The organism is Modestobacter lacusdianchii (genome assembly GCF_054177765.1).
The window spans coordinates 1-24157 of sequence record NZ_JBJJTJ010000037.1 but is presented as its reverse complement, the minus strand read 5'-3'; the positions used below and the strand labels follow the sequence as shown (position 1 = coordinate 24157).

Here is a 24157-nt window from a genome sequence, read left to right as displayed (position 1 = left end):
AGCGCCCGACCAGGGGGCGTTCACCCGATCGGTGGTCACCTGCGCCGACATTCGCCGTCCCGACGGGGACGCGCCGCGCCCGCGCCACCGCGTGGACACCTGGTCCGCTGAGCCTGGCGGGTGTCCGGGCCTCGTCCAGGGGCCTCTCGACACCCGAGGTGTCGTCGTGACCACAGCACTGGTGACCCCAGCACCGGAGACCGCAGCCTCGCCGCTGCGCTACACCACCACCCTGGCCGCCGGGCCCGCCGACGTCGAGGCCGCCCAGCGACTGCGCCACCGCGTGTTCGCCCTCGAGTGCGGCGCGCTGCTCGACCCACCGGCCGCGGCCGCCGGGCGGGACGCCGACGAGTGGGACGACCTGTGCGACCACCTGCTGGTGCGCGAGGAGGTCACCGGGGAGGTCGTCGGCACCTACCGGCTGCTGCCGCCCGAACGGGCCGCTGCGGCCGGCCGCAGCTACGGCGACGGCGAGTTCGACCTCTCCCGGCACGCGCCCCTGCGCCCGGGCCTGGTCGAGGCCGGCCGCAGCTGCGTGCACCCCGACCACCGGTCCGGCGCGGTCATCACCGCCCTGTGGGCCGGGGTCGCCCGCTACGTGCTCGACCGCGGCGCCACCCACCTCGCCGGCTGCGCCTCCATCCAGCTGGACGACGGCGGCGCGACCGTCGCCGGCGTCTGGGACCTCGTCCGTGCCCGCCACCTGGCCCCGGCCGCCCTGCGGGTGGTGCCGCACCTGCCCTTCGACGTCACCGTCGCCCCCCGCCCGGACCGGCTGGTGGTGCCGCCCCTGCTGCGCGCCTACCTGAAGCTCGGCGCCCGGGTGTGCGGGCGACCGGCCTACGACCCGGCGTTCGGCACCGCAGACCTCTACGTGCTGCTGGCGATGGACGACGTCCCCGCGCGGGTGCTCGACCGGCTGCTGGGCGGTGCCCGGTGAGCTGGGTGCCCGTCTCCTCCTGCACGGCGGCCTGCACCGCCGACGCCGCCCCGACCGTCGACCCGGCCACGCGGCGCCGCCGGTGGGTGCGGCTGACCGGCGCCCTGGCCGGTGCGGGTGTGTCCGCCGTGCAGGCGCCGCTGACCAGCACCCGGGGCCGCCGCCGGATCCTCGTCTGCGCGGCCGCCCGGGTGCTCACCGCCGTCGGTGTCCGGGTCGAGGTGCACTCCTCACCCACGGCCTGGCCGCGCGCCGGTGCCGGCCGCGGCCCGGGGCAGCTGGTGGTCAGCAACCACGTCTCCTGGGTCGACGACCTGGCGATGCTCACCGTGGTGCCGGGGCTCCCGGTGGCCAAGCGCGAGGTGGCCGGGTGGCCGCTGATCGGCGGGCTGGCCCGCCGGGCCGGCGTCGTCCTGCTCGACCGCGGGCGGATCCGCACCCTGCCGGGCACCGTGGCCGAGGCCGCCGACCTGCTGCGCGCCGGCACGCCGGTGACCGTGCACCCGGAGGGGACGACGTCCTGCGGCGTGGAGCTGGGCCGGTTCCGGCCGGCGTTCTTCCAGGCCGCCGTGGACGCCGCCGCGCCGGTCTGCCCGGTCGCCGTCCGCTACCGGGTGGACGGCGGGTCGGCCAGCGCCGTCGCCGGCTACCTGGCCGACGAGCCGCTGTGGCGCAGCATCGCCCGGGTGGTGCGCACCCGCGGGCTGGTCGTCGAGGTGCACCTGCTGCCCGCCCTCGACCCGGCCGGCGCCGACCGCCGGGAGCTGGCCGCGCTGGCCGAGTACGCGGTCGCCGCGGTCACCGAGGCCCGGCCGCCGCTGGTCGCCGCGCACCCGCGCCGGCCGCGGGTGCCGGCCCGGCCGGTGCCGGTGCGGCGGCAGACGGCGACTCCCGAACCGCCCCGGCGTTCGGGGGCCACCCGTGCTGCGCGAGGAGGCCGGGCCCGTCGAGCTGACCGGGGACGCGCTCCCGGTGCTGGTGCCCGGCGCGACCGGACTGCGGGTGGCCGTGGTGGCCGAGACGTTCCTGCCCGCGGTGAACGGGGTGGTCAACTCGGTGCTCCGGCTGGTCGACCACCTCGCCGTCCGGGGCCACGACCCGGTGGTGGTCGCCCCCTCCGGCGCCGACTACGAGTCCCGGTGCGGCGCCTGGATCGAGGTGGTCACGGTGCCGGCGATGCGGCTGCCCCGCTACCGCCAGCTCTCCCTCGCCCGCCCCGCCGGCGACCTGACCACCGTGCTGCGCCGACTGGCCCCCGACGTGGTGCACCTGGCCTCCCCCGCGGTGCTCGGCCTGGCCGCCGCCCGCGCCGCCCGCACGCTGGGGGTGCCGTCGGTCGCGGTCTTCCAGACCGACCTGGCCGCCTACGCGCAGCGCTACCGGCTGCCCGGCGGCGCGCCGGCGGCCTGGCGGTACCTGCGCCGGGTGCACGGCACGGCCGACCTCACCCTCGCCCCCTCCTCGGCGACCGCCGCGGTGCTGGCCCGGCAGGGCATCGGCCCGGTCGCGCTGTGGCCGCGCGGGGTCGACCTGGAGCAGTTCGCACCCTGCCACCGGGACGTGGAGCTGCGCCGTCAGTTCGCCCCGGACGGCGAGCTGCTGGTCGGCGTGGCGTCCCGGCTGGCGGTGGAGAAGCGGCTGGAGCTGCTCGCCCCGCTCAGCGAGCTGCCCGGCGTCCGTCTGGTCGTGGTCGGGGACGGTCCGCAGCGCCGGGCGCTGACCCGGCTGATGCCGCGGGCCCGGTTCCTCGGCCAGCTCGGCGGCGCGGAGCTGGGGGCCGTGGTGGCCTCGCTCGACCTGTTCGTGCACCCGGGCGCCGACGAGACCTTCTGCCAGGCGGTCCAGGAGGCGCTGGCCGCCGGGGTGCCCGCGGTGGTCGCCGCCTCCGGTGGGCCGCTGGACCTGGTGCGGCACCGGGAGAACGGCTGGCTGTGGGCCGGGGACGACCCACACCTGCTCGCCGCGATCGTCGCCGGGCTGCGCGACGACCGGGCCGCCCTGCAGGCCGCCGCCGCCCGCGCCCGCCCCTCGGTCGAGGGCCGCACCTGGGGCCGGGTCGGGGACGAGCTGATCGGCCACCTCCACCGCCTGCGGACGGCGACCCGCGCGGCCTGAGCTCAGTTCAGCAGGTCACCGTCGGCCCGCAGCGAGTCCCCGGGCCGCACCGGCCACACCTCCAGGCCGTCCGCGGTCAGCAGGTCGTCGACGAGCTCCGCGGTGCCGGCGACCAGGGTGGAGTCGAAGTCGATCTCCGTGCCGACGCACCACGCCCGGTCGTCGGGCCAGAGCAGCTGCGGCGACTGGGGGATGAACCAGTCCGGCCGTGTGTGGTGCCCGAGCTCGAGCACCGACTCCAGCGGCCCGGAGAAGAGCAGGTGGTCCCGGCCGAGCGGGTGCCGCACCCGCGGCCCGTCCAGCACCTCGGCGGGGAACGCCGGCGGCACCGGCTCGGCCGATCCGAGGACGGCGACCGACGGCGACCCGCGCAGCCAGCCCCACCCCTCCCACAGGCAGTACCAGCACGCCCGCGGGGTCGACGTGTGCCGGCGGAGCACGGCGAGCAGCGCGGCCAGGCTGACCGGCTCGAGCTCACCGGTGCGCGGTGCGCCGCCGGGCCAGTCCGCGCCGTCGGCGTTCACCGGGTCGTCCGAGCCGACCAGCCGGTGCCACTGCACCAGCGGGTGCACCAGCCGACCGGTGTCCGCGGCGACCTGTTCCCAGCGGACGTCCTCGTCGGCCGGGTGGAGCACCCGGGCGTAGGCGGGGAACCCGCCCGGCACCACCGAGGCGACCGTGCCGAGCTCGCGGGACAACCGAGGGGCGATCCACTCCGCCGGGCGGACGTCGGCGGACCAGCGCGGGGTCTCTGACACCACCCCATCGTGGCGGGCCTGTCGAGCAGGTCCCGCGCGCTCACCGAGCGGGCAGCGGACCGCCGGCGATGTCGATCTGCCGCTGCGTCGCGGTGTGCAGGCCGACCACGAGCGCACTGCGACGCACCCGGAGCCCCAGCGGTTCCACGTGGAACGTCCGTCCCAGGAGTTCACCTGGCGCTCCGCCCGGGCAGAGGTGGAGAGCGCCGCGTCCGGGCAGGATCGGACCGGCGACCCCACCCCCGTCCACCGGAGACGACATGACCCAGCAGATGCGCGACCACGCCCCCGAGGACATCCCGTCGCCGGTGGTCGACCTGTCCCGCTGGCGGCTCAACGCCCTGCCGGACACCAGCTCGGACGAGGACTGGGACGACGACCGCGAGCTGTTCGACCCGGAGGGGAAGCGGGTCGACACCTGGCGCGAGGGGTACCCCTACAGCGAGCGGATGCAGCGGCGCGAGTACGAGATCGAGAAGCGCCGGCTGCAGATCGAGCTGCTCAAGCTGCAGGGCTGGGTCAAGGAGACCGGCCAGAAGATGGTGCTGGTCTTCGAGGGCCGGGACGCGGCCGGCAAGGGCGGCACGATCAAGCGGTTCACCGAGCACCTCAACCCCCGCGGCGCCCGGGTGGTCGCGCTGGACAAGCCCTCCGAGCGGGAGCGCACCCAGTGGTACTTCCAGCGCTACGTGCAGCACCTGCCCGCGGCCGGCGAGATCGTGATGTTCGACCGCTCCTGGTACAACCGCGCCGGCGTCGAGCGGGTGATGGGCTACACGACGGCCGAGGACTACCTGCTCTTCATGCGCCAGGCGCCGGAGTTCGAGCGGATGCTGGTCGACAGCGACATCAAGCTGGTCAAGTTCTGGTTCTCGGTCACCCGCGGGGAGCAGCGCAGCCGGTTCATCGTGCGCCAGATCGACCCGGTGCGGCAGTGGAAGCTCTCCCCCACCGACCTCGCCTCGCTGGACAAGTGGGAGGCCTACACCGAGGCGAAGGAGGCGATGTTCCTGCACACCGACACCGAGCACGCCCCCTGGACGGTGATCAAGAGCAATGACAAGAAGCGCGCCCGGCTCGAGGCGATGCGGCACGTGCTGTCCCGGTTCGACTACACCGGCAAGGACGCCGACGCCGTCGGCATCCCCGACCCGCTGATCGTCGGCTCGGCCGCCGACGTGCTGGAGGAGGAGGCCGGCGCACCGGTCATGCCCCGCCCCGGCGAGGCGCTGCCCCCGACCGCCGACTGAGCAGACGGCCTCAGCGGGTGGGGTCGAAGGGCGCGAGGTCGAACGGCGCCGGCTCGCCCAGCGCCAGACCGGCGGCGAGCACGCCCATGAGCGGGCCGTAGGTCAGCCCGTTGGCACCCAGCCCGGTCGCCACGACCACCCCGTCGCACCCGGGCAGCGCGCCGAGGAGCGGGAACCCGTCCCGGGTCACCGGCCGGAACCCGATCCTCGTCTCCAGCACCGTGGCCTCGGCGAGCCCCGGCGCCAGGGTCAGCGCCGCGTCGAGCACCTGGCGCTGCCCGGCGGCGGTGACCCGGTGGTCGAACCCGGCGTCCGCCTCGCGGGTCGCTCCCACCACCACGCGCCCGCCGGGGAAGCCCAGCAGGTAGTGGTGGCCGAACTCCTCGCCCGACGTCATGACCGTCGGCCACCCGCCGGTGCCGTCGTCGGGCAGCTGCAGGTGCACGATCTGGCCGCGCATCGGGCCCAGCGCGAGCTCGGCGCCCAGCGGCCGGGCCAGCTCCGTCGTCCAGGCACCCGCGGCCAGGACGACGACGTCGGCCTCGACCCGGTCGCCGTCCACCCGCACGCCACGCACCCGGCCCGCGTCCGCCAGCAGCTCGGCGCGGCCCGACCGCCGGTCCACCCCCGCCCGTTCGGCGGCGACCACGGCCGCGTCGCGGAACAGCCGGCCGTCCACCCGGCCCACGCCGCCCACCCACAGCGCGGGCAGGTCGGTGCGCAGCACCGGGAACCGGTGGGCGGCGGCCCCCGGGGTGAGCACCTCGACGTCCCCCAGCCCGGCCCAGCCACGGGCGGCGGCCGCCGCGACGAGGTCGTCGGCGGCGCCCCGCAGGACGTGCGGGTCGGTACCGAGGGTCAGCCCGCCCACCGTGGCGTAGCTGGGGTCCTGCCCGGAGTCGGCGGCCAGCTCTGCGGCCAGGGTCGGCCAGCTCTGCCCGGCGAGGTCGCTGTAGGCGCCCCACGACCCCGTGGCCGCCGGGCGCCAGGGCTGCACGATCCCGGCGCCGGCGGAGGTGGCCCGGCCGGCCTCACCGGACTCGACCAGGACGACGTCCGCACCCCGGCGGGCCAGCTGCCACGCCGTCGTCGCGCCGACGATCCCGGCCCCGACCACCACCACCCGCACGTCTGCAGTCACCCGGCCAATCTGTCACGTGCCCGAGCGACGACCCGACCCCGGACAGCACAGCACCCGCCCCGAACGGCCGGGGCGGGTGCTGGCGGGACTCGCTGTGTCGATCAGCGGCGGGTGTCGGTGATCCCGTCGGTGTCGACCTGCTCCTTGCGCACCTGCTCGGTGACCTGCTGCTGCTCGGTGACCGTCTCGGTGTCCAGGCGCACGCGCTCGACCGGCACGGCCTCCTTGTCCACGACGGGACGCTCGGCGTGCAGCGTCACCTCGTGCTCCTCCTCGGAGATGGCCGGCCCGTCCATCGCGTTGCCGACGTTGGCGTCGGTGATGGGCTCGCGCTGGACGCGGACCTCCTCGTGCGAGACGGGGACGGTCTTCGTCACGTTCTCGGTGACGACGTACTTGCGCAGGCGGGCGCGGCCGGCCTCGACCTGCTGGGTACCGACGTTGACCTGCTCCTCGGAGAGGGTCATGGCGTCGTCGGTCGTCGGGCCGGAGGTGTCGTGGCCCTTGGTGCCGTGCCGGTTCACGTCGGTGTCGACGCCACCCCGGGTCGTGTCGGCCGTGCCCGCGGCCACACCGGTGGTCGCGGTGTCGGTCCGCGCGGTGTCGGTGCGCGTGGTGTCGGTGCGCGCCGCCTCGGGGCGCGTCGTGTCCGACGTGCCGTGCATCCCGTAGTGGCGGTAGAGCTCCGCCTCCTCGTCTGGGGAGAGGTGCCCGTCCTGGTCGATCTTGGGGGCGTCCTTCACGGCGGCCTTGCTCACCGGTACGCGGAGGCCGTCACCGGTCAGGTCAGCCTCACGGATCGGCACGAAGGTCTCCTTGGTGCCGAACATGCCGGTCTTGACGGTCACCCACTCGGGGTTGCCGGACTGGTCGTCGAGGAAGACCTCGGAGGCAGTGCCGATCTTGTCGCCGTCAGCGTCGTAGACGTCTGCGCCGATCACGCGGTCGAGGGTGTCGGTGCCGATCATGGTTCCGCTCCTCTGCTCGGGGGTTCGTGCTCAGGTCTTGCTCTCGGTCTGCCCGACCAGGACATCCGGAAACGGTCAGTCCATGATCGACCTGACCGTGCGTCACCACCGCCGCGCCCGCCCGGGCCGCGCGCTCGCACATCGACCCAGGTCACGGCGGGGGCGCCTGCTCGACACGCCGGACGGACCGTTCCGCCCGACACGCCGAGCGCCGCTCGACCACACCGAAGGCCGGGCGTGTCGTGCCACCGCACGGACGCCGTCCGCGATGAGCATGGAGCCGTGCCTCCCCGTTCGCCGTACGACGACCTGGTCCACCCGCGCACCAAGAAGGCGCCCTCGCCGCAGGTCGAGGCGCTGAAGGACGTCGTCGTCGAGGACCCCAGCAGCGGGTTCGTCGGTGCCGTCGTGCGGTGCGAGAAGGACGTCGTCCACCTCGAGGACCGCTTCGGCAAGGTGCGCGCCTACCCACTGGGCCCGGGTTTCTGGGTCGACGGTCGGCCGGTGGTGCTGGTCCGCCCCAAGCAGAACGCGCCGTCGGGCCCGCAGCGCAGCGCGTCGGGCTCGACCTACGTGGTCGGCGCCCGCGCCCGGGTCGCCCGCGAGGGGCGCATCTACGTGGAGGGCAAGCACGACGCCGAGCTGGTCGAGAAGGTCTGGGGCCACGACCTGCGCATCGAGGGCGTCGTCGTCGAGCCGCTGCACGGCGTCGACGACCTGCCCGGCATCGTCAAGGAGTTCCGCCCCTCGTCGGGGCGGCGGCTGGGCGTGCTCGTCGACCACCTGGTGACCGGCTCCAAGGAGTCCCGGATCGCCGCCCAGGTCACCGGCGACCACGCCCTGGTGGTCGGCCACCCGTTCATCGACATCTGGCAGGCCGTGAAGCCCTCGGTGGTCGGCATCAAGGCCTGGCCGACGGTGCCCAGGGGCGAGGACTGGAAGACCGGCGTCTGCCGCCGGCTGGGCTGGGAGGACGACACCGGCTACGTCTGGGCGCAGCGCATCCTGGCCCGGGTGAAGGTCTGGACCGACCTGGAGCCGACGCTGATCGGCCGGGTCGAGGAGCTCATCGACTTCGTCACCACCGACTGAGCGCGTTCGGGTCGCTGCTCTCCCGGACGTGCAGCTCCGGGGCCAACCGGCGGGACCCGACCACCTCCCCGTTGATCCGTCGCAACACCATCTCCAACGCCAGCCGCCCCAACTGGCGCATCGGCGAGCTCACCGACGTCAACGGGGTGGGCAGCTGCCCGGCCAGTGGGGTGTCGTTGTAGCCGACGACCGCGACGTCCCGCCCCGCCCGCAGCCCAGCGGCCCGCACGGCACCGAGCACGCCGATGGCGGCGAAGTCGTTCACCGCGAAGATCGCCGAGGGCCGGTCCGGTCGGTTCAGGAGGTCGTCGGCTGCCTCCCGCCCCCCGGCGACGTCGAACCCGGACGTCACCACCTGCGCGGCCGGGAGCGGGTGACCGGCCTCGGCGAAGGCCTGCAGGAACCCCGCGCACCGGTCCACGGCGGTGCTCGCGTAGGGCTGGCCGGCCACGATCGCCACGTCCACGTGCCCCAGGGCGAGCAGGTGCTCCGCGGCGAGCCGGCCACCGTGCTCGTCGTCGCAGGTGACGCTGGGGTGCTCACCGGAGCGCCGGCTCACCAGCACGAAGGGGGTGCCGGCCTGGGTCAGGGACGCCAGTACGTCGTCGTCCAACCGCGCATCACCCAGGACCAGCCCGTCCACCCGCCGAGTGGACAGCATCGCGATGGCGTCTGCCCGTTGCGCCGGGTCGTCCCGGCTGTTGGCGACGAACGTCTGGTACCCGCGCTCCCGGGCCGCCTCGTCCAGCCCCTCGTAGATCGTGGCGAGGACGATGTCGGTCAGGTGCGGCACCAGGACGCCGACGGCGTGGCTGCGGCTCGTCCGCAGCCCCGACGCGTGCGGGTTCGGGGTGAAGCCCAGCTCCTTGGCGATCCGGCGGATCGTCTCGCTGGTGCCCACCGACGCCGCGCGGACGCCGGCCGGCAACGAGGGCGCCAGGACCCGGGATGCGGTGGACACGTGCACCCCGGCCAACGCGGCGACGGTGCGCAGCGTGGGGCGACCCGCGGAGTCCAGGTGCGGGAGCGACTCCTCCAGGGGCATGGGGTCCTCCAGGGGCATGGGGCCGATCTTCCCACCCATCCGGCGGGACCCCGGGCCCGGAGAGGGCGGCCTTGTGGTCACGGACACAGGTGGCCTACCGTTGCGCAACCGTTCGGCGCAAACGATTGGGCAGCATGCGCACCCTCAGTCTCGTCACCACCGGCGGCACGATCGCCAGCCGCTCCGCACTCGGCGGCGGCAAGGTCGCGTCCGCGTCCGCCGCTGATCTGGTCGCGGGTCTGGCCGTCCCGGCGGACGTCCGCATCCGGGTGCACGAGCTGCCGGCGACGAACAGCTACGCGATGACGCTCTCGGACATGGACGCCGTCCGGGCTGCGATCGCTGCGGAGCTGGCCGACCCCGAGCTGTGCGGCGTGGTCGTCACCCACGGCACCGACGCCCTGGAGGAGACCGCACTGCTGGTGGACCTGCTGCACGCGGACCCGCGGCCCGTCGTGTTCACCGGAGCACAGATCGCCGCCGACGACCCGGACCCCGACGGCCCGCAGAACCTGCTCGACGCCGTCCGGCTGGTGGTCGACGGCGCGGCGACCGGCCGGGGCGTGCTGGTCTGCTTCGGTGGCCGGGTCCTCCCGGTCTGGGGCCTGACCAAGGCGCACACCTCGGCTCGGGACGCCTTCACCGGGCTGACGGGGACGGCGGTGCCTGCGCCGGGCGCGCCGATCTCGCTGCCCGAGGCGACGCGGACCGTGACGCTGGTGCCACCGCTGTCCGTGGGTCACCTCCGGGTCGACGTCGTGGCGGTCCACCCGGGCGCGGACCGGGTCGTCCTGGACGCGTGCGTCCGCGCCGGAGCGGCCGGGGTGGTCCTCCAGGGCACCGGGTGCGGCAACGCCAGCCCCGACGTGGTGCGGGCCGTCGCCGAGCACACCCGGGCCGGGGTGACCGTCGTCCTGTCCACCCGGGTGCCGGCCGGCCCGGTACGCCCCGTCTACGGCGGTGGCGGCGGTGGCGTGGACCTGGTCAAGGCCGGCGCCGTCCCCTCCGTCCGGCTGCGCCCGGGTCAGGCCCGGGTGCTGCTGGCCGCCCTCCTGGCTGCGGGGGTGGACGGCGCGACCCTCCGGCGCGCCTTCGACGACCCCGACGCGGGGCGTCTCCCGACCGCAGGGCCGGTACCCGCCGGCCTGCTCGAGCCACCCGTTCCACCGGCGACGGCAGTCAGCCGCCGCATCCTCCAGTGACGAAGGACGTGACCATGACCTCCACGCAGATCCCCCCGGTCAGCGGCATCACCGCCGCAGCCGTGCAGTTCGATCCCCAGGTGGGTCTGGGAAACAAGGCCGGCAACGTCGCCGCGACCCTCCGCCTGGTCAACGAGGCGGCCGACCGGGGCGCCCGGCTGATCGTGCTCCCCGAGCTCGCCAACACCGGCTACACGTTCCTCGACCGCGACGAGGCCTACGCCCACGCCGAGTCGGTGCCCGACGGCCCGACCTGTCAGGCCTGGATCGAGGTGGCCCGGGAGCGGGACGTCTACCTGGTCGCCGGCATCACCGAGGTCGACGGCGTCCGGTTGTACGACACCGCGGTCCTGATCGGTCCGGAGGGCTACGTCGGCCGCTACCGGAAGACCCATCTGTGGAACCGCGAGAAGCTCATCTTCACGCCCGGTGACGAGTACCCGGTGTTCGAGACGCGCATCGGCCGCATCGGCCTGCTGGTGTGCTGGGACATCTGGTTCCCCGAGGTCCCGCGGATCCTCACCGCTCAGGGCGCCGACGTCATCTGCTCGGTCAACAACTGGGTCTGGACACCCCCGCCGCTGTTCGACGAGGCCGGCAACTGCATGGCCTCCTACCTGACCATGTCGGCCTCGCACGTCAACAGCGTCCCGATCGTCGCCGCCGACCGGGTCGGTGAGGAGCGGGGCGGCAAGTTCCTCGGCTGCTCGCTGATCACCGGGGTGAACGGCTGGCCGATGGGCGGGATCGCCGACGCCGAGGAGCCGACCATCCTCTACGGCGACATCGACGTGGTGGCCTCCCGCTCGGCCCTGGTCTGGAGCGACCTCAACGACCTGGCACGCGACCGGCGCACCGACACCTACGACGTCCTGCTGGGATACCCCGGCCGGCCCGTCGCCCGCTGAGCCGGGGCGGAGGACGCGACGTGCCCACCCCGACCCCCGACCACGGGCCCCCCGCCGGGCTCCCCGTCGACGACGACACGCCGGTCGGCCAGCGGCCGTCCGCACCGACCGGCCGGCCCCGGGAAGAGCTGTCCCTCCCCGGGGTGCTGACCGGGGCCGCCCTGGTGGTGGCGGCGTTCGGGCTCCTGGCGGCCGGGATGACGTCGCTCGGGTCCCGACTCAGCGGCACCGAGTACACCGCGTGGCTCCCGACGGTCGCCACCGACACGGTCGCCCGGGCCCAGTGGGTGCTGGGCGACATGACCGAGCCGCAGTTCTACAAGTCCTGGATCGCCTCGCTGGGGTTGCTCTGTGGTGCGGCGCTGGCCTGGTGGGCCGGCTCGCGGGGCAGGCGGTGGGCCGGACTGCCGATCTCCTACGGCAGTGGGTCGTGGCCGTGGCTCGTCGGCGCCTCCACCCTGAGCCTGCTGCTGTCGAACCTCGCCTACGGCTGGTGGCTGGAGGAGGGGTGGCAGCCGACCTTCGTGCCGTTCGTCTGCGTGGCAGCGGCGACCGTGCTGGTCTACGGCCGCGGGTGGCCGGTGCTGCTCACCGGGGCGGTGCTCGGCGCGCTCACCACGACCCCCGTGGCCATGCTGCTCATCGCCACGGTGACCGGGCCGCTGGAGCTCCCCGCGGTCGTGGCGAACACCCTGGCCATGTCGATCGGGACGGCGGTGTCCTTCCTGGTGATCCGGCGGCTGCCCTGGATGCGCCTGCCCGCCCTGGTGCCCGACACACCGGCGGCACCCCAGCCGCCGGCCCGGACGACCACGGGGCAGCCGACGTTCGGGAAGGACGTCGTCTGGTCGGCCCGCCGGGTCGTCGCGGACTTCAGCGAGACGCAGTTCTTCGCCAACGAGCTGGCCAGCATCGGCGTCGTCCTCGGCGCCGTCGCGGCGTTCCTGGTGAGCCCGCTGTTCCCGGCGTACGGGACGGGCCTGCTGCCGCACATCCTCCTCGCCCAGGCGCTCACCTCCGCCGTCGGCGTGGTGGTCTGGCGCAGCCTGTACCGCGGCGGGGGGTGGGCGCCGACGTACGTCTCGCTGGTCTCGGTCGCACCGGCCACCGTGCTGGCCCACGACGGCAGCTGGGGCTCGATCGTCTACGGCGCGGTTGCCGGGGCACTGCTGTGTCCCGTCATCGCGCGGCCGATCTCGGCACGACTTCCGGCGGACTTCCACCCGTTCATCGGCAACACGCTGTCCATGGCGGTGAGCACCACCGTCGTGCTGACCGTGGTCGGCGTCCTCCCCGGGGTGGGCTGACCCGTCCCGGGTCGGGGGCCGGGCAACCCGTTCCCGCAGCGGTGTGGGTCACCAGCGCACGACCCGGACGCGGCGGCGGCCGCCGCCCCGAGAGGGGACGGCGGCCGCCGGTCCGGTCAGGCCCGTCCTCCTCACCCCGGGCCTGCGAGGGGTGGGGAGGACGGGCCCTCCCTCAGCTGGGGATGTAGTTGAAGTCGTCGGGGTTCGGGCCGTTGCGGCCGTCGACGCGGTCGAGACCGTCGATCTCCCGCATGTCGTCCTCGGTGAGCTCGAAGCTGAACAGGTCGAAGTTCTGCTCGACCCGGCTGCGGGTGACCGACTTCGGGAAGATGATGTCGCCGCGCTGGATCGCCCAGCGGAGGGCGGCCTGGGCCGGGGTCTTGCCGTACCGCTCGCCGACCCGGATGAGGGTGGCGTCGTCGAGCACCTTGCCCTGCGCGATGGGCGCCCAGGCCTCGGTGTGGATCTCGTGGTCGGCGTTGAACGCCCGCAGGTCGTTCTGCGCGAAGTAGGGGTGCACCTCGATCTGGTTCACCACCGGGCGGATCTCGGTCTCGGCGAACAGCCGGCGCAGGTGGTGCGCGTTGAAGTTCGAGACGCCGATCGCCTTGACCCGGCCGGAGCGGTAGATCTCCTCCATCGCCTTCCAGGTCTCGACGTAGTCGACGTCGATGCCCGGCAGCGGCCAGTGCACGAGGAACAGGTCCAGGTAGTCGAACTTCAGCGCGTCCATGGTGCCGTCGAAGGCGCGCAGGGCGTCCTCACGGGCGTGGAAGCCGTTGTTGAGCTTGGAGGTCACGAAGACCTCCTCGCGCGGGACGCCGGACTGCCGCACGGCCTCGCCGACCTCGGCCTCGTTGCCGTACATCTCAGCGGTGTCGATGTGCCGGTAGCCGACCTCGAGCGCGGTGCGGGTGGCCTCGACGGTGTCCTCGGGCTTGATCTGGAAGACGCCGAAGCCCAGCTGCGGGATCTGCACGCCGTTGTTCAGGGTGATCGTGGGCACGGTGGCCATGGGGGATCCTCCAAGCGTCGAACGGATGGGGGCGGCGCACGACCTCGTGGTCGGCGACCGGCCTCGTCGTCCACTACCCGGGCCGGCGCGGGCTACCCGCGACAGATCTCACCGCGGATGCGGGAATGCGGCTCAGAGCACGGTGCGGGCAGCCCACAGGTCGGGGAGGACCACCCGGGCAGCGCTGCGCTCCAGCCAGGCCAGCCCGGCCGAGCCGCCGCTGCCGGGCTTGGCGCCCATCGCCCGGCGGACGGCGGTGACGTGCCGCTGCCGCCAGGTGGTGAACACCTCCGCGACGTCGGTGAGCGCCTCGCCCAGGGCGAACAGCTCGTTGCCCGGCCGCGGGTCGGCGTAGACCTCGGCCCAGATGGCCGTCACGGCGGGTTCCGCCTCGTGGGTCACCGTGCGGTCCCGCTGCAGGACGGCGGCCGGCACCGGCAGCCCCCGGCGGGCCAGGTACGCCAGCACGTCGTCCTCCAGGGACGGCGCGGCCAGCGCCCGCTGCAGCTCCGCGTGCACCACCGGCAGCCCGCGGTGCGGCCGGACGACCGACTCCGCCTTGAGCCCGAGCAGGAACTCCACGTGCCGGTACTCGTAGGACTGGAACCCCGAGGCCTCCCCCAGCTGGTCGCAGAAGCCGTTGAACTCCGCCGGGGTGAGCCAGAGCAGCGAGCCCCAGCTTGCGTCCAGCGACCGCAGGTGGTGCACCGACCGGCGGACCGAGGCGACCGCGCCGTCCAGGTCGTCGGCGCGCAGCTGGCGCTGGGCCAGCTCCCACTCCCGGCGCAGCAGCGTGAACCACAGCTCCATCACCTGGGTGACCACCAGGAACGCGGGCTCGGCCGGGTGGTCGGTGACCGGCCGCACCAGCGCCTACAGCTGGCGCACCCCGACGTACTGCTCGTACGGCGTGGCGTCGGCGAACTCCACGGTCGGCAGGCCGGCGTTGCCGGCGGCCCGGGCGGCGCGGGTGCCGGCGTCCAGCGGGACCGGGCGGCCGGGGGACTGTCGCGTGGTCACCGCGACATCCTGCCGCGTCAGCTGAGCTGTGCGGCCACCATCGGCTCCAGCGTCAGCTCCGGGCTGCGCTGCTGCAGCGAGCGCAGGTCCCACTTGTCCATGAACAGCGCCAGCAGCTCGCCGTCCTCGCGCTCGAAGACCTCGACCCCGCGGGCGGCGGCCACGGCGGGCGCGGAGGCGGCGTCGGTGCGCACCGCGACCTGGTAGGGCAGGTGGTCCAGCTCGACCGGCGCGCCGAACTCCTGCGCCATCCGGTGCGCGGCCACCTCGAACTGCATCGGCCCGACCACGGCGAGCACCGGGGCCTGGTCGCCGCGGCGGTCCGAGCGCAGCACCTGGGCCACGCCCTCCGACCCCAGCTGGCCCACCCCGCGGCGGAACTGCTTGAACTTGGCGGTGTCCTTGCCGCGCATCACCGCGAAGTGCTCCGGGGCGAAGGTGGTCAGCGGCGGGAAGGTGACCTTGGCGCCGGCGTAGAGGGTGTCGCCGACGTGCAGCGCGTTGGCGTTGACCAGCCCGACGACGTCGCCGGGGTAGGCGGTGTCGACGCTCTCCCGCTCCCGGCCGAACACGTGCTGGGCGTACTTGGTGGCGAACGGCCGGCCGGTGGTGGCGTGGGTGACGACCATGCCCCGCTCGAACACCCCGGAGGCGATCCGGATGTAGGCCAGCCGGTCGCGGTGGGCGGCGTCCATGCCCGACTGCACCTTGAACACGAAGGCGCTGAACGAGGCCTCGATCGGCCGGGCGACGCCGTCGGCGTCCGGCCGCGGGGTCGGCGCGGGTGCGAGGTCGACCAGGATGTCCAGCAGCGCGCCGACGCCGAAGTTGGAGACCGCGGACGCGAAGATGACCGGCGTCGTCTCACCGTCCAGGAACCGCTGCTGGTCGTGGTCGGCCTCGGTGGCGTCGAGCAGCTCGCACTCCTCGACCGCCTGGGTCCAGACGTCACCCTCCCGCGCCTCGGCGGCCGCGGCGGTCAGCGTCTCCTCGGGGGCGATGGTGGCGCCACCGGCGGTGCGGGTGAACCGGCGGTAGGTGCCGTCACGCCGGTCGAGCACGCCGCGGAAGTCGCCGGAGATGCCGACCGGCCAGGTCAGCGGGGTGGGCGCCAGCCCGGTGCGCTCGCTGACCTCGTCCATCAGCTCGAGCGCGTCCTTGCCCGGCCGGTCCCACTTGTTGACCACGGTGATCACCGGGATGCCCCGGTGCTTGCAGACCGCGAACAGCTTCATGGTCTGCGCCTCGAGGCCCTTGGCGGCGTCGATCAGCATCACCGCGGCGTCCACGGCGGTGAGCACCCGGTAGGTGTCCTCGGAGAAGTCGGCGTGGCCCGGGGTGTCGAGGAGGTTGACCACCGCGTCGCGGTACTCGAACTGCAGGGCCGCGGAGGTGATGGAGATGCCGCGGGCCTTCTCCATGTCCATCCAGTCCGACACCGTGCCGCGCCGGCCGGCCTTCCCGTGCACCGCACCCGCCTGCCCGATCACCCGGGCGTGCAGGGCCAGGGCCTCGGTGAGGGTGGACTTCCCGGCGTCGGGGTGGCTGATCACGGCGAAGGTGCGCCGCCGGGCCGCCTGCGCCAGCACCTCGGTGGAGGACGCGTCGGGGCGGGCGAGCTCCGTGCTCGGGACGGTGCTCATGGGCGTGCCGGATCTCCTCGGGTGGCGCGGGCGGTCAGTCCAATGTACGGCGGGTCAGCGCAGCGGGGCGGGCACGGCGTCGCCGGCCTCCCGCGGCGCGCTGGGCCGGCGCAGCACCACCCAGGCGGCGACCCCGAGCAGCCCGGTGGCCGCCGCACCCAGCGCCGGGACGGCGAAGGCGCCCTCCGCGCCCCAGGAGTCGACCGCCTGCCCGGCCAGCGCGGACCCCGCGGTGACGCCCAGGGTCAGCCCGGTGGAGGTCCAGGTGAGGCCCTCGGTCAGCCCGGCGCGGGGCACCCGCGACTCGACCACCGACATGCCGGCGACCAGCACCGGGGCGATGGTCAGCCCGGCCACGAAGGCCAGCACGACCAGCCTGGGCAGCGAGTCGACCAGGTACAGCGACTGCGCGGCGGCGGCGAACAGCAGCGCGCAGCCCAGGAACCGGGGGACCAGCGTGCCGGGGAGCCGGGCCACCCCGTAGACCAGCCCGGCGACCAGGCTGCCGGCGGCGTAGGCCGACAGCGCCAGCCCGGCCACCGTGGGCCGGCCCAGCTCGTCGGCGAACCCGACGACCACGACGTCCATCGCCCCGAAGACCGCGCCCATGGCCAGGTAGGTGACGGCGATGGCGACCAGCCACGGGCTGAGCACCCGCGCCCGCACGAAGGGCTGGCCGGCGGCGCGGTGCGCGACCGGTGGCGCGGTGGCCTCGAGCCGCGACAGCACCAGCCCGCCGACCACGCCGGCCAGCAGCCCGGTCAGGAAGCCGGCCGGGGGCGCGATCAGCGCGGCCAGGAAGGTCACCAGCGGCGGGGCGACCACGAAGACGACCTCGTCGGCGACCGACTCGAAGGCGAACGCCGTCTGCCGCTGCGCCTGGTCCGGCAGCAGGTTCGCCCACCGGCTGCGCACCACCGAGCCGACGTTCGCCCCGCTGGCGCCGGCGAGCACCGCCAGCACGAACCAGGACCAGCGCGGCGCGTCGGCCAGCACCGCGGCCACGAACGCCAGCCCGGTCACCAGGTGGCTCAGCGCCGTCAGCCGCAGGACCGGCCCCTGGCCTACCCGGTCCATCGCCCGGGCCCACTGCGGGCTGGCGATCGCGAAGGAGAGCGCCAGGGTCCCGGCGACGGCCCCGGCCAGGCCGTAGCTGCCGGTCTCGCCCTCCACCAGCAGCACCGAGCCCAGGCCCACGGTGGCCATCGGCACCCGGGCGAACCAGCCGGCCAGCGAGAAGGCGCGGGCACCGGGGACGGTGAACAGCCGGCCGTAGGGGCCGAAGACGGTGGAGGCTGGCACAGCTGCTTCTCGCGCTTCCTGGCCACAGGCGAGTGCGGGGGTGCCCGCCGGACCCTCGGGTGGCTCCGGCAACGTAACAGTCCCCCGACGATCGGCCATCCCACTCCCGCCGGCCCGACCCGCGCGCCGTTCCGGCACTACATTCGGGCTGTGACGACTCCCAGCCCCCTCCCCGACCCGCGGGTGCGCCCGCAGGTGAGCGCGGGCAGCGGCGGCCTGGTCGACCGGCACGGCCGCACCGCCACCGACCTGCGGGTCTCGCTGACCGACCGGTGCAACCTGCGCTGCAGCTACTGCATGCCGCCCGAGGGTCTCCAGTGGCTGCCCAAGGTCGAGCAGCTCACCGACGACGAGGTCGTCCGGCTGGTGCGGATCGGCGTGGAGCAGCTGGGCATCCGCGAGGTCCGGTTCACCGGCGGCGAGCCGCTGCTGCGCCCCGGTCTGCCGGGCATCGTCGCGGCGGCCACCGCGCTGCGCCCCCGGCCCGAGGTCTCGCTGACCACCAACGCCATCGGGCTGTCCCGGATGGCACCGGCCCTCGCGGCGGCCGGCCTCGACCGGATCAACGTCAGCCTGGACACCCTGGACCGCGAGCGGTTCAAGCAGCTCACCCACCGCGACCGGCTGCCCGACGTGCTCGCCGGGCTCCAGGCGGCCAAGGACGCCGGGCTCACCCCGGTCAAGGTCAACGCCGTGCTGCTTCGCGGCATCAACGAGGACGACGCCGTCCCGCTGCTGGAGTACTGCCTGGAGCACGGCTACGAGCTGCGCTTCATCGAGCAGATGCCGCTGGACGCCCACCACGCCTGGACCCGCGGGGAGATGGTCACCGCGGAGGACATCCTGGCCCGGCTGACCGCCGCGCACACGCTCACCCCGGACGTCGAGGAGCGCGGTGCCGCCCCGGCCGAGCGCTGGCTGGTCGACGACACCGGGCTGACCGTCGGCGTCATCGCGTCGGTGACCCGCTCGTTCTGCGGCGCCTGCGACCGCACCCGGCTCACCGCCGACGGCCAGATCCGCAACTGCCTGTTCGCCCGCGAGGAGTCCGACCTGCGCAGCGCGCTGCGCACCGGCGCCGACGACGCCGAGATCGCCGACCGCTGGCGGATCGCCACGCTGTCCAAGCTGCCCGGGCACGGGATCGACGACCCGTCGTTCCTCCAGCCGTCCCGGCCGATGTCCGCGATCGGGGGCTGAGCCGTGCCGGTCACCGTGCGGTACTTCGCCGGCGCGCGCGCCGCGGTCGGCGTCGACACCGAGACCCGGGACGCCGGTTCGCTCGACGAACTGGTCGCCCAGATCGTCGACGCGCACGGCGAGCGACTGGAGAAGGTGCTCACCGCCTGCTCGTTCCTGGTCGACGGAACCTCCACCCGGGACCGCGCGTTGGTGCTGGCGCCTGGCGCGGTGGTGGACGTCCTGCCCCCTTTCGCCGGCGGATGAGGAGACCTCGATGAGCGTGTTCGACAAGGCCAAGGCCAAGGCCGAGGAGCTGCTCGGTCGCGCCGAGCAGGTCTACGGCGAGTCCCACGGCGACGCCGCGGCCACCCTGGACGGGGAGGCCCGCCGGCTGGAGGGCGAGGCCGACGAGGAGCGCGCCGAGCACGAGGCGCAGCACGACCACCGGGACGACGACGGGCTGGCCGGCGCCGGAGCCCGCTGACCCACCGGTCCGGCCGCCGGGTTCAGCCGGCGGCCGGCCCCGCGGGCTGCTGCGGGAGCAGCCGGATCGCGACCAGCGCGACGTCGTCCTCGGGCTGGCCGTGCACCAGCCGCTCGACCAGCTCGTCGCAGAGCACGTCCAGCGGCTGCCCGGCCAGCTCCATCGCCGCGGCGCGCAGCCGGCTCATCCCGCTGTCCAGGTCGTCACCGCGCCGCTCGATCAGCCCGTCGGTGAACAGCAGCACCGTCGTCCCGCTGTCCAGGATGACCACCGACTCACCGCGCGGCGCGGCCGCGTCGACCCCCAGCAGCAGCTCGCCCCGCCAGTCGGCCAGGGCCGCCAGCGTGCCGTCGGGGTGGATGACCAGCGGCGGCAGGTGCCCGGCGTTGCTCCACCGCATCCGGGTCAGGCCGCGCGCCAGCTCGTCGGGGGTCTGCTCGAACCGGGCCACCGCCGCGGTGGCGTAGGTGCCGACCTCCAGCTGCGCCATCGAGGCGTCCAGCCCGCGGAGCACCTCGGCCGGCCCGGCGTCGCTGTAGGTGGCGATCCCGCGCAGCAGCGCGCGCAGCTGGCCCATCGCCGCGGCCGCCGCCGTGTCGTGGCCGACCACGTCGCCGATGACCAGCATGGTCGAGCCGGAGGGCTGCCGGAACGCGTCGTACCAGTCGCCGCCCACCCGCGCGGCCTCGGCGGCCGGGGTGTACCGGACGACGACCTCGGCCTGGTCGTGGGTGAACGCGCCGGTGAGCAGGCTGCGCTGCAGCTCCTCGGCCAGCTGCCGCTGCTGGGCGAACAGCCGCACGTTGTCCAGGGCCAGACCGATCCGGTCGGCGACCTCCTGGGCGGTGGCGAGCTCGGCGTCCCCGACGGTGCGCTCGCCGTCGAAGTAGAGGGTCAGCGCCCCGAGCGTGCGGCCGCGCCCGCGCAGCGGCATGGTCAGCCCGGAGTGCGGGCCGAGCAGTCGGAGCAGGTCCTGCGCGTCGCCGGCGGGCATCAGGTCGGCGACGTCCTCGGCCTCGGCCAGCACGGTCTCGCCCAGCAGCGCCCGCACCACCGGCGAGGTCACCGGCATCGACGGCAGCCGCACGGCCGTGTACCGCTCGACGAGCGCCCGGCGGGCCGGGTCGACGTGCCACCAGCCCACGTCCTGCGGGCGGCCGTCGTCGTCCAGCACGGTGAGCACGCACCAGTCGCCCAGCACCGGCACGATCAGCCGCGGCACGCGGGCGGCCGCCGTGTCGACGTCCAGCGTCCCGGCGAGCTCGGCGCTGACCCGGGCCAGCATCGCCAGCCGGTCCTGGGCGACCCGGCGGTCGGTCACGTCGGCGAAGTACAGCAGCAGGCCGTCGTCGGCGGGCAGCGCCTGCACCTCGTACCAGCGGTTCAGCGGGTGCGGGTAGAAGGCCTCGAACTCGACGGGCTGCCCGGTCTCGACGGCGGTGCGGTAGGCCCGGCCGAACTCGTTGCCGTCGCTGAGCGGGAACGCCGTCCAGTAGTCGGCCCCGACCAGCTGCTCCCGGGTCTGGCCGACGACCGCCTCACCGGCGGGGTTGACGTAGGTGATCCGCCACTCGGCGTCCAGGGACATGAAGCCGATCGGCATCGTCTCGACGACGCGTTCACCCGCCCGCCAGGGCATGGGGACCTCCCGGTCATCCGCTGCTCGCGGGAACACCGGAGGAGCACCCGCCCCGTGGTTGGAGTCGAGCCGGTCCAGTTGTGCCACGACGACCGGCGCCCGGGCAAGGACGGCGTCCCAGGCTCCCCTCCGGTCACGGGCAGGCGACCCACTCCTCCGCCCCGTCGGCGAACACCTGGCGCTTCCAGATCGGCAGCCGGGCCTTCACCTCGTCGACCAGCTCGGCGCAGGCGGTGAACGCCTGGCCGCGGTGCGAGCAGCTGACCGCGCAGGCCAGTGCGACGTCCCCGATGCCCAGCAACCCGATCCGGTGCGAGACGGCGACCGCGTGCACCTCGGGGCGGGCGGCGAACTCGGCGGCGATCTCGGCGATCAGCTCCGGCGCGGTCGGGTGGCCGGTGTACTCCAGCTCGGTCACCGACCGGCCGCCGTCGTGGTCGCGGACGACGCCGGCGAAGGAGACCACCGCACCGGCCCGCTCGTCCGCCACCGCCGCCTCGTGCTCGGCGACCGACAGCGGCTCCTCGGTCACCCGCGCCAGGATCGTCTCCACGGCGGCGAAGGTACCCGGCAGCCGCGCGCGGGCGAACGCGTCAGCCCGTCGGCGGGTGGTCCAGGTCGGTGGGGTCGGCCAGCCCGGTGCAGTCGACCTCGGTGACCTCGTGCGCGGCCAGGTAGGCCCGGGCGCCCTCGTCGCCGGTCGCCGACCCGGCCACCCCGGCCCAGTGCTCGCGGCCCAGCAGCACCGGGTGGCTGCGGACGCCGTCGTAGGTCGCCACCGCCAGGGCGCCCGGCGCGGCGTGCTCGGCCACGCGGGCCAGCGCGGCCGGCGTCATCCCCGGCATGTCCACCAGCTGCACCAGCACCGCGTCGATCGATCGCCCACCCCACCGCCCCGCCGATCCCGGCCACCCCCGCAGCCCGTCCAGCCCGGTGCGCAGGCTGGAGGCCATCCCGCTCTCCCAGTCGCGGTTGGCCAGCACCGTGGCCCCGGTCAGGTCGGCGCGCTGCCACACCTCCACCGCCGCGGCCCCCAGCACGACGAGCACCGGGTCGCAGACCGCCGTCGCCGTGCGCACCGCCCGCTCGACCAGCAGGCTGCCCTCGTGCTCGACCAGCGCCTTCGGCATGCCGTAGCGGCGCCCGCCGCCGGCGGCGAGCACGAGCCCGGCCACGGGTGCGTCCGACGTCATGCCCCCACTCTCTCAGCGGGGGTAGACGGTGAGCTCGCTGGCCTTGACCGACGCCCAGACCTCGGCGCCCGGCGCCAGGCCGAGCTCGGCGAACGACGTCGCGGTGACGTCGGCCGTCAGCGGCACCTCCCCGGTCAGGTCGCAGCGCACCACCGACCCGTGCGGGGTGGCCGCGGCCAGCCGCACCGGCCACACGTTGCGCGGGCTGCCCACCGGCCGCTGCGGGTACAGCGCCACCGACTCCGGCCGGACGGCGACGAACACCGGCCCGGCGACGTCCTCGGCGACCGCCACGACCCCACCGCCGTCCAGCCGCACCTGCTGCCCGTCCCCCACCCCGGCCAGCAGCACCAGGCCGACCAGCCGGGCCACGTAGTCGGTGCGCGGCCGGCGCGCGACCTCCGCGGGCGGACCGGCCTGGACGACGACGCCGTCCTCCACCACCAGCACCCGGTCGGCCAGCGCCATCGCGTCGACCGGGTCGTGGGTGACCAGCACCGCGCTGCCGCCGTAGTCGGCGAGGTGCCGGTGCAGCTCGGCCCGCACGGTCAGCCGGGTGCGGGCGTCCAGCGCGGACAGCGGCTCGTCGAGCAGCAGCAACCGCGGGTCGCCGACCAGCGCCCGGGCCAGCGCCGCCCGCTGCGCCTGGCCGCCGGAGAGCTGACCGGGACGGCGGTCGCCCAGGCCGGCCAGGCCGACCCGCTCCAGCCAGGCCTCGGCGGTGGCCCGCGCGTCGGCCCGCCGCACCCCGCGGGTGCGCAGCCCGAAGGCCACGTTGTCGGCGACGGAGAGGTGCGGGAAGAGCAGGTGGTCCTGGAACACCATGCCCAGCGACCGCTGGTGGGCGGGCACGTGCCGGTCGGCGTCGTCCCAGACCCGGTCGACGACCACCCGGCCGCCGTCGGGCACCAGCAGCCCGGCGAGCACCCGCAGCAGCGTCGACTTGCCCGCGCCGTTCGGGCCGAGGACGGCCAGCACCTCCCCGTCGGCGACGGCCAGCTCCACGTCGAGCTCGAGGGAGCCGCGGCGGACCACCACGTGTGCGGCCAGGCTCACGAGACCGCGCCCCGGCCCAGCCAGCGGCCGCGGAGCAGCAGCAGGGTGGCCAGCGACACCGCCAGCAGCACCAGGCTCAGCACGATCGCCGCCTCCGGGTCGCGCTGCAGGGTCAGGTAGACCGCCAGCGGCATCGTCTGCGTCGTCCCCGGGAAGTTGCCGGCGAAGGTGATCGTGGCGCCGAACTCGCCCAGCGCCCGCGCCCAGCAGAGCACCGCACCCGCGGCGACCCCCGGCGCGACCAGCGGCAGGGTGACCCGCCGGAACGTCGTCCACCGGTCGGCGCCGAGGGTGGCCGCGGCGTCCTCGAACCGGGCGTCGGCGGCGCGCAGCGCGCCCTCGACGCTGATCACCAGGAACGGCATCGCCACGAACGTCTCGGCCACCACGACCGCCGCGGTGGTGAACGGCAGCGAGAAGCCGGTGGTCTCGAACAGCCAGCGGCCGACGATCCCCTGCCGGCCCAGCACCAGGAACAGTGCCACGCCCCCGACGACCGGGGGCAGCACCAGCGGCACGGTGACCAGCGCCCGCAGCACCGCCCGGCCGCGCACCCGCGAGCGGGCCAGCACCCAGGCCAGCGGGACGCCGAGCAGCAGCGAGAGCAGCGTGGCGAGGGTCGCCGACACCAGCGAGAGCCGCAGCGCCTCACCGACCCCGGGCCGGGTCAGCTGCGGCCCGATCTCCGACCACGGCGCCCGCACCACCAGCCCGACCAGCGGCAGCACCAGGAACCCCACCGCGAGCAGTGCCGGCACCAGCAGCGGCACCGGCACCCCGCCGTCCCGCCCACCCAGGGGGGGGGGGGGGGGGGGCGGGCGGGGGGGGCGGGGGGGGGGGGGGGGGGGGGGGGGGGGGGGGGGGCGGGGGGGGGGGGGGGGGGGGGGGGGCGGGGGG

General features: G+C 75.1%; 24 protein-coding genes and 2 pseudogenes. 11 read left to right on the top strand and 15 right to left on the bottom strand.

Annotation, left to right across the window (positions count from 1 at the left end):
* Nucleotides 1-166 precede the first annotated feature (166 nt).
* The 3 genes and pseudogenes from ACJTNH_RS18880 (at nucleotide 167) to ACJTNH_RS18870 (ending at nucleotide 3055) form a co-directional block, all read left to right on the top strand.
* Nucleotides 167-940: a GNAT family N-acetyltransferase gene (locus tag ACJTNH_RS18880; protein ID WP_458178467.1), complete on the top strand. Its 774-nt coding sequence runs from the start codon at nucleotides 167-169 to the stop codon at nucleotides 938-940.
* A pseudogene (locus ACJTNH_RS18875) lies at nucleotides 826-1533 on the top strand (lysophospholipid acyltransferase family protein); the annotation flags it as partial. The gene ACJTNH_RS18880 and the pseudogene ACJTNH_RS18875, both read left to right, overlap by 115 nt.
* A gap of 328 nt (nucleotides 1534-1861) precedes the next feature.
* Nucleotides 1862-3055, top strand: a complete 1194-nt coding sequence (locus ACJTNH_RS18870) for a glycosyltransferase family 4 protein (RefSeq protein WP_458178465.1) — start codon at nucleotides 1862-1864, stop codon at nucleotides 3053-3055.
* Between the two features lie 2 nt (nucleotides 3056-3057).
* Here the strand turns inward: ACJTNH_RS18870 and ACJTNH_RS18865 are convergent, their stop codons facing one another.
* The gene (locus ACJTNH_RS18865) at nucleotides 3058-3813 is read right to left on the bottom strand and encodes a hypothetical protein (protein WP_458178463.1); all 756 of its coding nucleotides are present in this window, start codon (nucleotides 3811-3813) and stop codon (nucleotides 3058-3060) included.
* 260 nt (nucleotides 3814-4073) lie between these two features.
* On the opposite strand from ACJTNH_RS18865, the gene ppk2 reads away from it, so the two are divergent.
* Entirely contained in the window at nucleotides 4074-5063 is a 990-nt protein-coding gene (gene ppk2, locus ACJTNH_RS18860) for a polyphosphate kinase 2 (RefSeq protein WP_458178461.1), read from the top strand.
* Between the two features lie 10 nt (nucleotides 5064-5073).
* Here the strand turns inward: ppk2 and ACJTNH_RS18855 are convergent, their stop codons facing one another.
* Nucleotides 5074-6204 carry an NAD(P)/FAD-dependent oxidoreductase gene (locus ACJTNH_RS18855; protein ID WP_458178459.1) on the bottom strand — a complete coding sequence of 377 codons (1131 nt, stop codon included), beginning with the start codon at nucleotides 6202-6204 and terminating at the stop codon, nucleotides 5074-5076.
* Nucleotides 6205-6305: 101 nt separating this feature from the next.
* Nucleotides 6306-7172, bottom strand: a complete 867-nt coding sequence (locus ACJTNH_RS18850) for a DUF2382 domain-containing protein (protein ID WP_458178457.1) — start codon at nucleotides 7170-7172, stop codon at nucleotides 6306-6308.
* A 282-nt stretch (nucleotides 7173-7454) separates the two neighbouring features.
* Between ACJTNH_RS18850 and ACJTNH_RS18845 the strand changes: the two genes are divergently transcribed.
* Nucleotides 7455-8264 carry a DUF3097 domain-containing protein gene (locus tag ACJTNH_RS18845; protein WP_458178455.1) on the top strand — a complete coding sequence of 270 codons (810 nt, stop codon included), beginning with the start codon at nucleotides 7455-7457 and terminating at the stop codon, nucleotides 8262-8264.
* Here ACJTNH_RS18845 and ACJTNH_RS18840 read toward each other — a convergent pair.
* Entirely contained in the window at nucleotides 8251-9327 is a 1077-nt protein-coding gene (locus tag ACJTNH_RS18840; protein WP_458178454.1) for a LacI family DNA-binding transcriptional regulator, read from the bottom strand. The two genes, ACJTNH_RS18845 and ACJTNH_RS18840, sit on opposite strands and share 14 nt — an antisense overlap.
* Before the next feature lie 116 nt (nucleotides 9328-9443).
* Here ACJTNH_RS18840 and ACJTNH_RS18835 point away from each other — a divergent pair, with 116 nt between their 5' ends.
* Genes ACJTNH_RS18835 through ACJTNH_RS18825 form a run of 3 tightly spaced genes read left to right on the top strand, consistent with a single transcriptional unit; the run spans nucleotide 9444 to nucleotide 12726 of the window.
* Nucleotides 9444-10511, top strand: coding sequence for an asparaginase (locus tag ACJTNH_RS18835; RefSeq protein WP_458178452.1), 1068 nt, complete (start codon nucleotides 9444-9446; stop codon nucleotides 10509-10511).
* A gap of 14 nt (nucleotides 10512-10525) precedes the next feature.
* Nucleotides 10526-11419 (top strand): nitrilase family protein, encoded by an 894-nt coding sequence (locus ACJTNH_RS18830; RefSeq protein WP_458178450.1) that lies wholly within the window; start codon nucleotides 10526-10528, stop codon nucleotides 11417-11419.
* Nucleotides 11420-11439: 20 nt separating this feature from the next.
* Entirely contained in the window at nucleotides 11440-12726 is a 1287-nt protein-coding gene (locus ACJTNH_RS18825; RefSeq protein ID WP_458178448.1) for a hypothetical protein, read from the top strand.
* Nucleotides 12727-12898: 172 nt separating this feature from the next.
* On the opposite strand, the gene ACJTNH_RS18820 is transcribed toward ACJTNH_RS18825, so the two are convergent.
* The 5 genes from ACJTNH_RS18820 to ACJTNH_RS18800 form a co-directional block, all read right to left on the bottom strand.
* The gene (locus ACJTNH_RS18820; RefSeq protein WP_458178446.1) at nucleotides 12899-13741 is read right to left on the bottom strand and encodes an aldo/keto reductase; all 843 of its coding nucleotides are present in this window, start codon (nucleotides 13739-13741) and stop codon (nucleotides 12899-12901) included.
* A 132-nt stretch (nucleotides 13742-13873) separates the two neighbouring features.
* On the bottom strand, nucleotides 13874-14608 hold the full coding sequence (locus tag ACJTNH_RS18815; protein ID WP_458178444.1) for a tryptophan 2,3-dioxygenase: 735 nt from the start codon (nucleotides 14606-14608) through the stop codon (nucleotides 13874-13876).
* A 6-nt stretch (nucleotides 14609-14614) separates the two neighbouring features.
* Complete coding sequence (locus ACJTNH_RS18810) at nucleotides 14615-14761, bottom strand: hypothetical protein (protein WP_458178442.1); 147 nt, start codon at nucleotides 14759-14761, stop codon at nucleotides 14615-14617.
* A gap of 17 nt (nucleotides 14762-14778) precedes the next feature.
* Nucleotides 14779-16404 (bottom strand): peptide chain release factor 3, encoded by a 1626-nt coding sequence (locus ACJTNH_RS18805; protein WP_458178440.1) that lies wholly within the window; start codon nucleotides 16402-16404, stop codon nucleotides 14779-14781.
* A 54-nt stretch (nucleotides 16405-16458) separates the two neighbouring features.
* A complete protein-coding gene (locus tag ACJTNH_RS18800; protein WP_458178438.1) occupies nucleotides 16459-17706 on the bottom strand; it encodes an MFS transporter in 1248 nt (415 codons plus the stop codon).
* A gap of 150 nt (nucleotides 17707-17856) precedes the next feature.
* On the opposite strand from ACJTNH_RS18800, the gene moaA reads away from it, so the two are divergent.
* The 3 genes from moaA to ACJTNH_RS18785 are packed head-to-tail and all read left to right on the top strand — an operon-like array spanning nucleotide 17857 to nucleotide 19372.
* Nucleotides 17857-18906: a GTP 3',8-cyclase MoaA gene (gene moaA / locus ACJTNH_RS18795; RefSeq protein WP_458178436.1), complete on the top strand. Its 1050-nt coding sequence runs from the start codon at nucleotides 17857-17859 to the stop codon at nucleotides 18904-18906.
* A 3-nt stretch (nucleotides 18907-18909) separates the two neighbouring features.
* Nucleotides 18910-19152, top strand: coding sequence for a MoaD/ThiS family protein (locus ACJTNH_RS18790; protein WP_458178434.1), 243 nt, complete (start codon nucleotides 18910-18912; stop codon nucleotides 19150-19152).
* Between the two features lie 10 nt (nucleotides 19153-19162).
* Nucleotides 19163-19372 (top strand): hypothetical protein, encoded by a 210-nt coding sequence (locus ACJTNH_RS18785; protein WP_458178432.1) that lies wholly within the window; start codon nucleotides 19163-19165, stop codon nucleotides 19370-19372.
* Between the two features lie 22 nt (nucleotides 19373-19394).
* Here ACJTNH_RS18785 and ACJTNH_RS18780 read toward each other — a convergent pair whose 3' ends face one another.
* The 6 genes and pseudogenes from ACJTNH_RS18780 to ACJTNH_RS18755 all read right to left on the bottom strand — a co-directional run bounded on the left by ACJTNH_RS18780 (nucleotide 19395) and on the right by ACJTNH_RS18755 (nucleotide 24036).
* Nucleotides 19395-21011, bottom strand: a complete 1617-nt coding sequence (locus tag ACJTNH_RS18780; RefSeq protein ID WP_458178429.1) for a SpoIIE family protein phosphatase — start codon at nucleotides 21009-21011, stop codon at nucleotides 19395-19397.
* 133 nt (nucleotides 21012-21144) lie between these two features.
* The gene (locus ACJTNH_RS18775; RefSeq protein ID WP_458178427.1) at nucleotides 21145-21564 is read right to left on the bottom strand and encodes a molybdenum cofactor biosynthesis protein MoaE; all 420 of its coding nucleotides are present in this window, start codon (nucleotides 21562-21564) and stop codon (nucleotides 21145-21147) included.
* Nucleotides 21565-21604: 40 nt separating this feature from the next.
* Entirely contained in the window at nucleotides 21605-22204 is a 600-nt protein-coding gene (locus ACJTNH_RS18770; protein ID WP_458178425.1) for a nucleotidyltransferase family protein, read from the bottom strand.
* A 12-nt stretch (nucleotides 22205-22216) separates the two neighbouring features.
* Nucleotides 22217-22672 (bottom strand): TOBE domain-containing protein, encoded by a 456-nt coding sequence (locus ACJTNH_RS18765; RefSeq protein ID WP_458178487.1) that lies wholly within the window; start codon nucleotides 22670-22672, stop codon nucleotides 22217-22219.
* 120 nt (nucleotides 22673-22792) lie between these two features.
* Nucleotides 22793-23260 (bottom strand): annotated as a pseudogene (locus ACJTNH_RS18760) (ATP-binding cassette domain-containing protein); the annotation flags it as partial.
* Nucleotides 23257-24036 carry an ABC transporter permease gene (locus tag ACJTNH_RS18755; RefSeq protein WP_458178423.1) on the bottom strand — a complete coding sequence of 260 codons (780 nt, stop codon included), beginning with the start codon at nucleotides 24034-24036 and terminating at the stop codon, nucleotides 23257-23259. The pseudogene ACJTNH_RS18760 and the gene ACJTNH_RS18755, both read right to left, overlap by 4 nt.
* Nucleotides 24037-24157 lie beyond the last annotated feature (121 nt).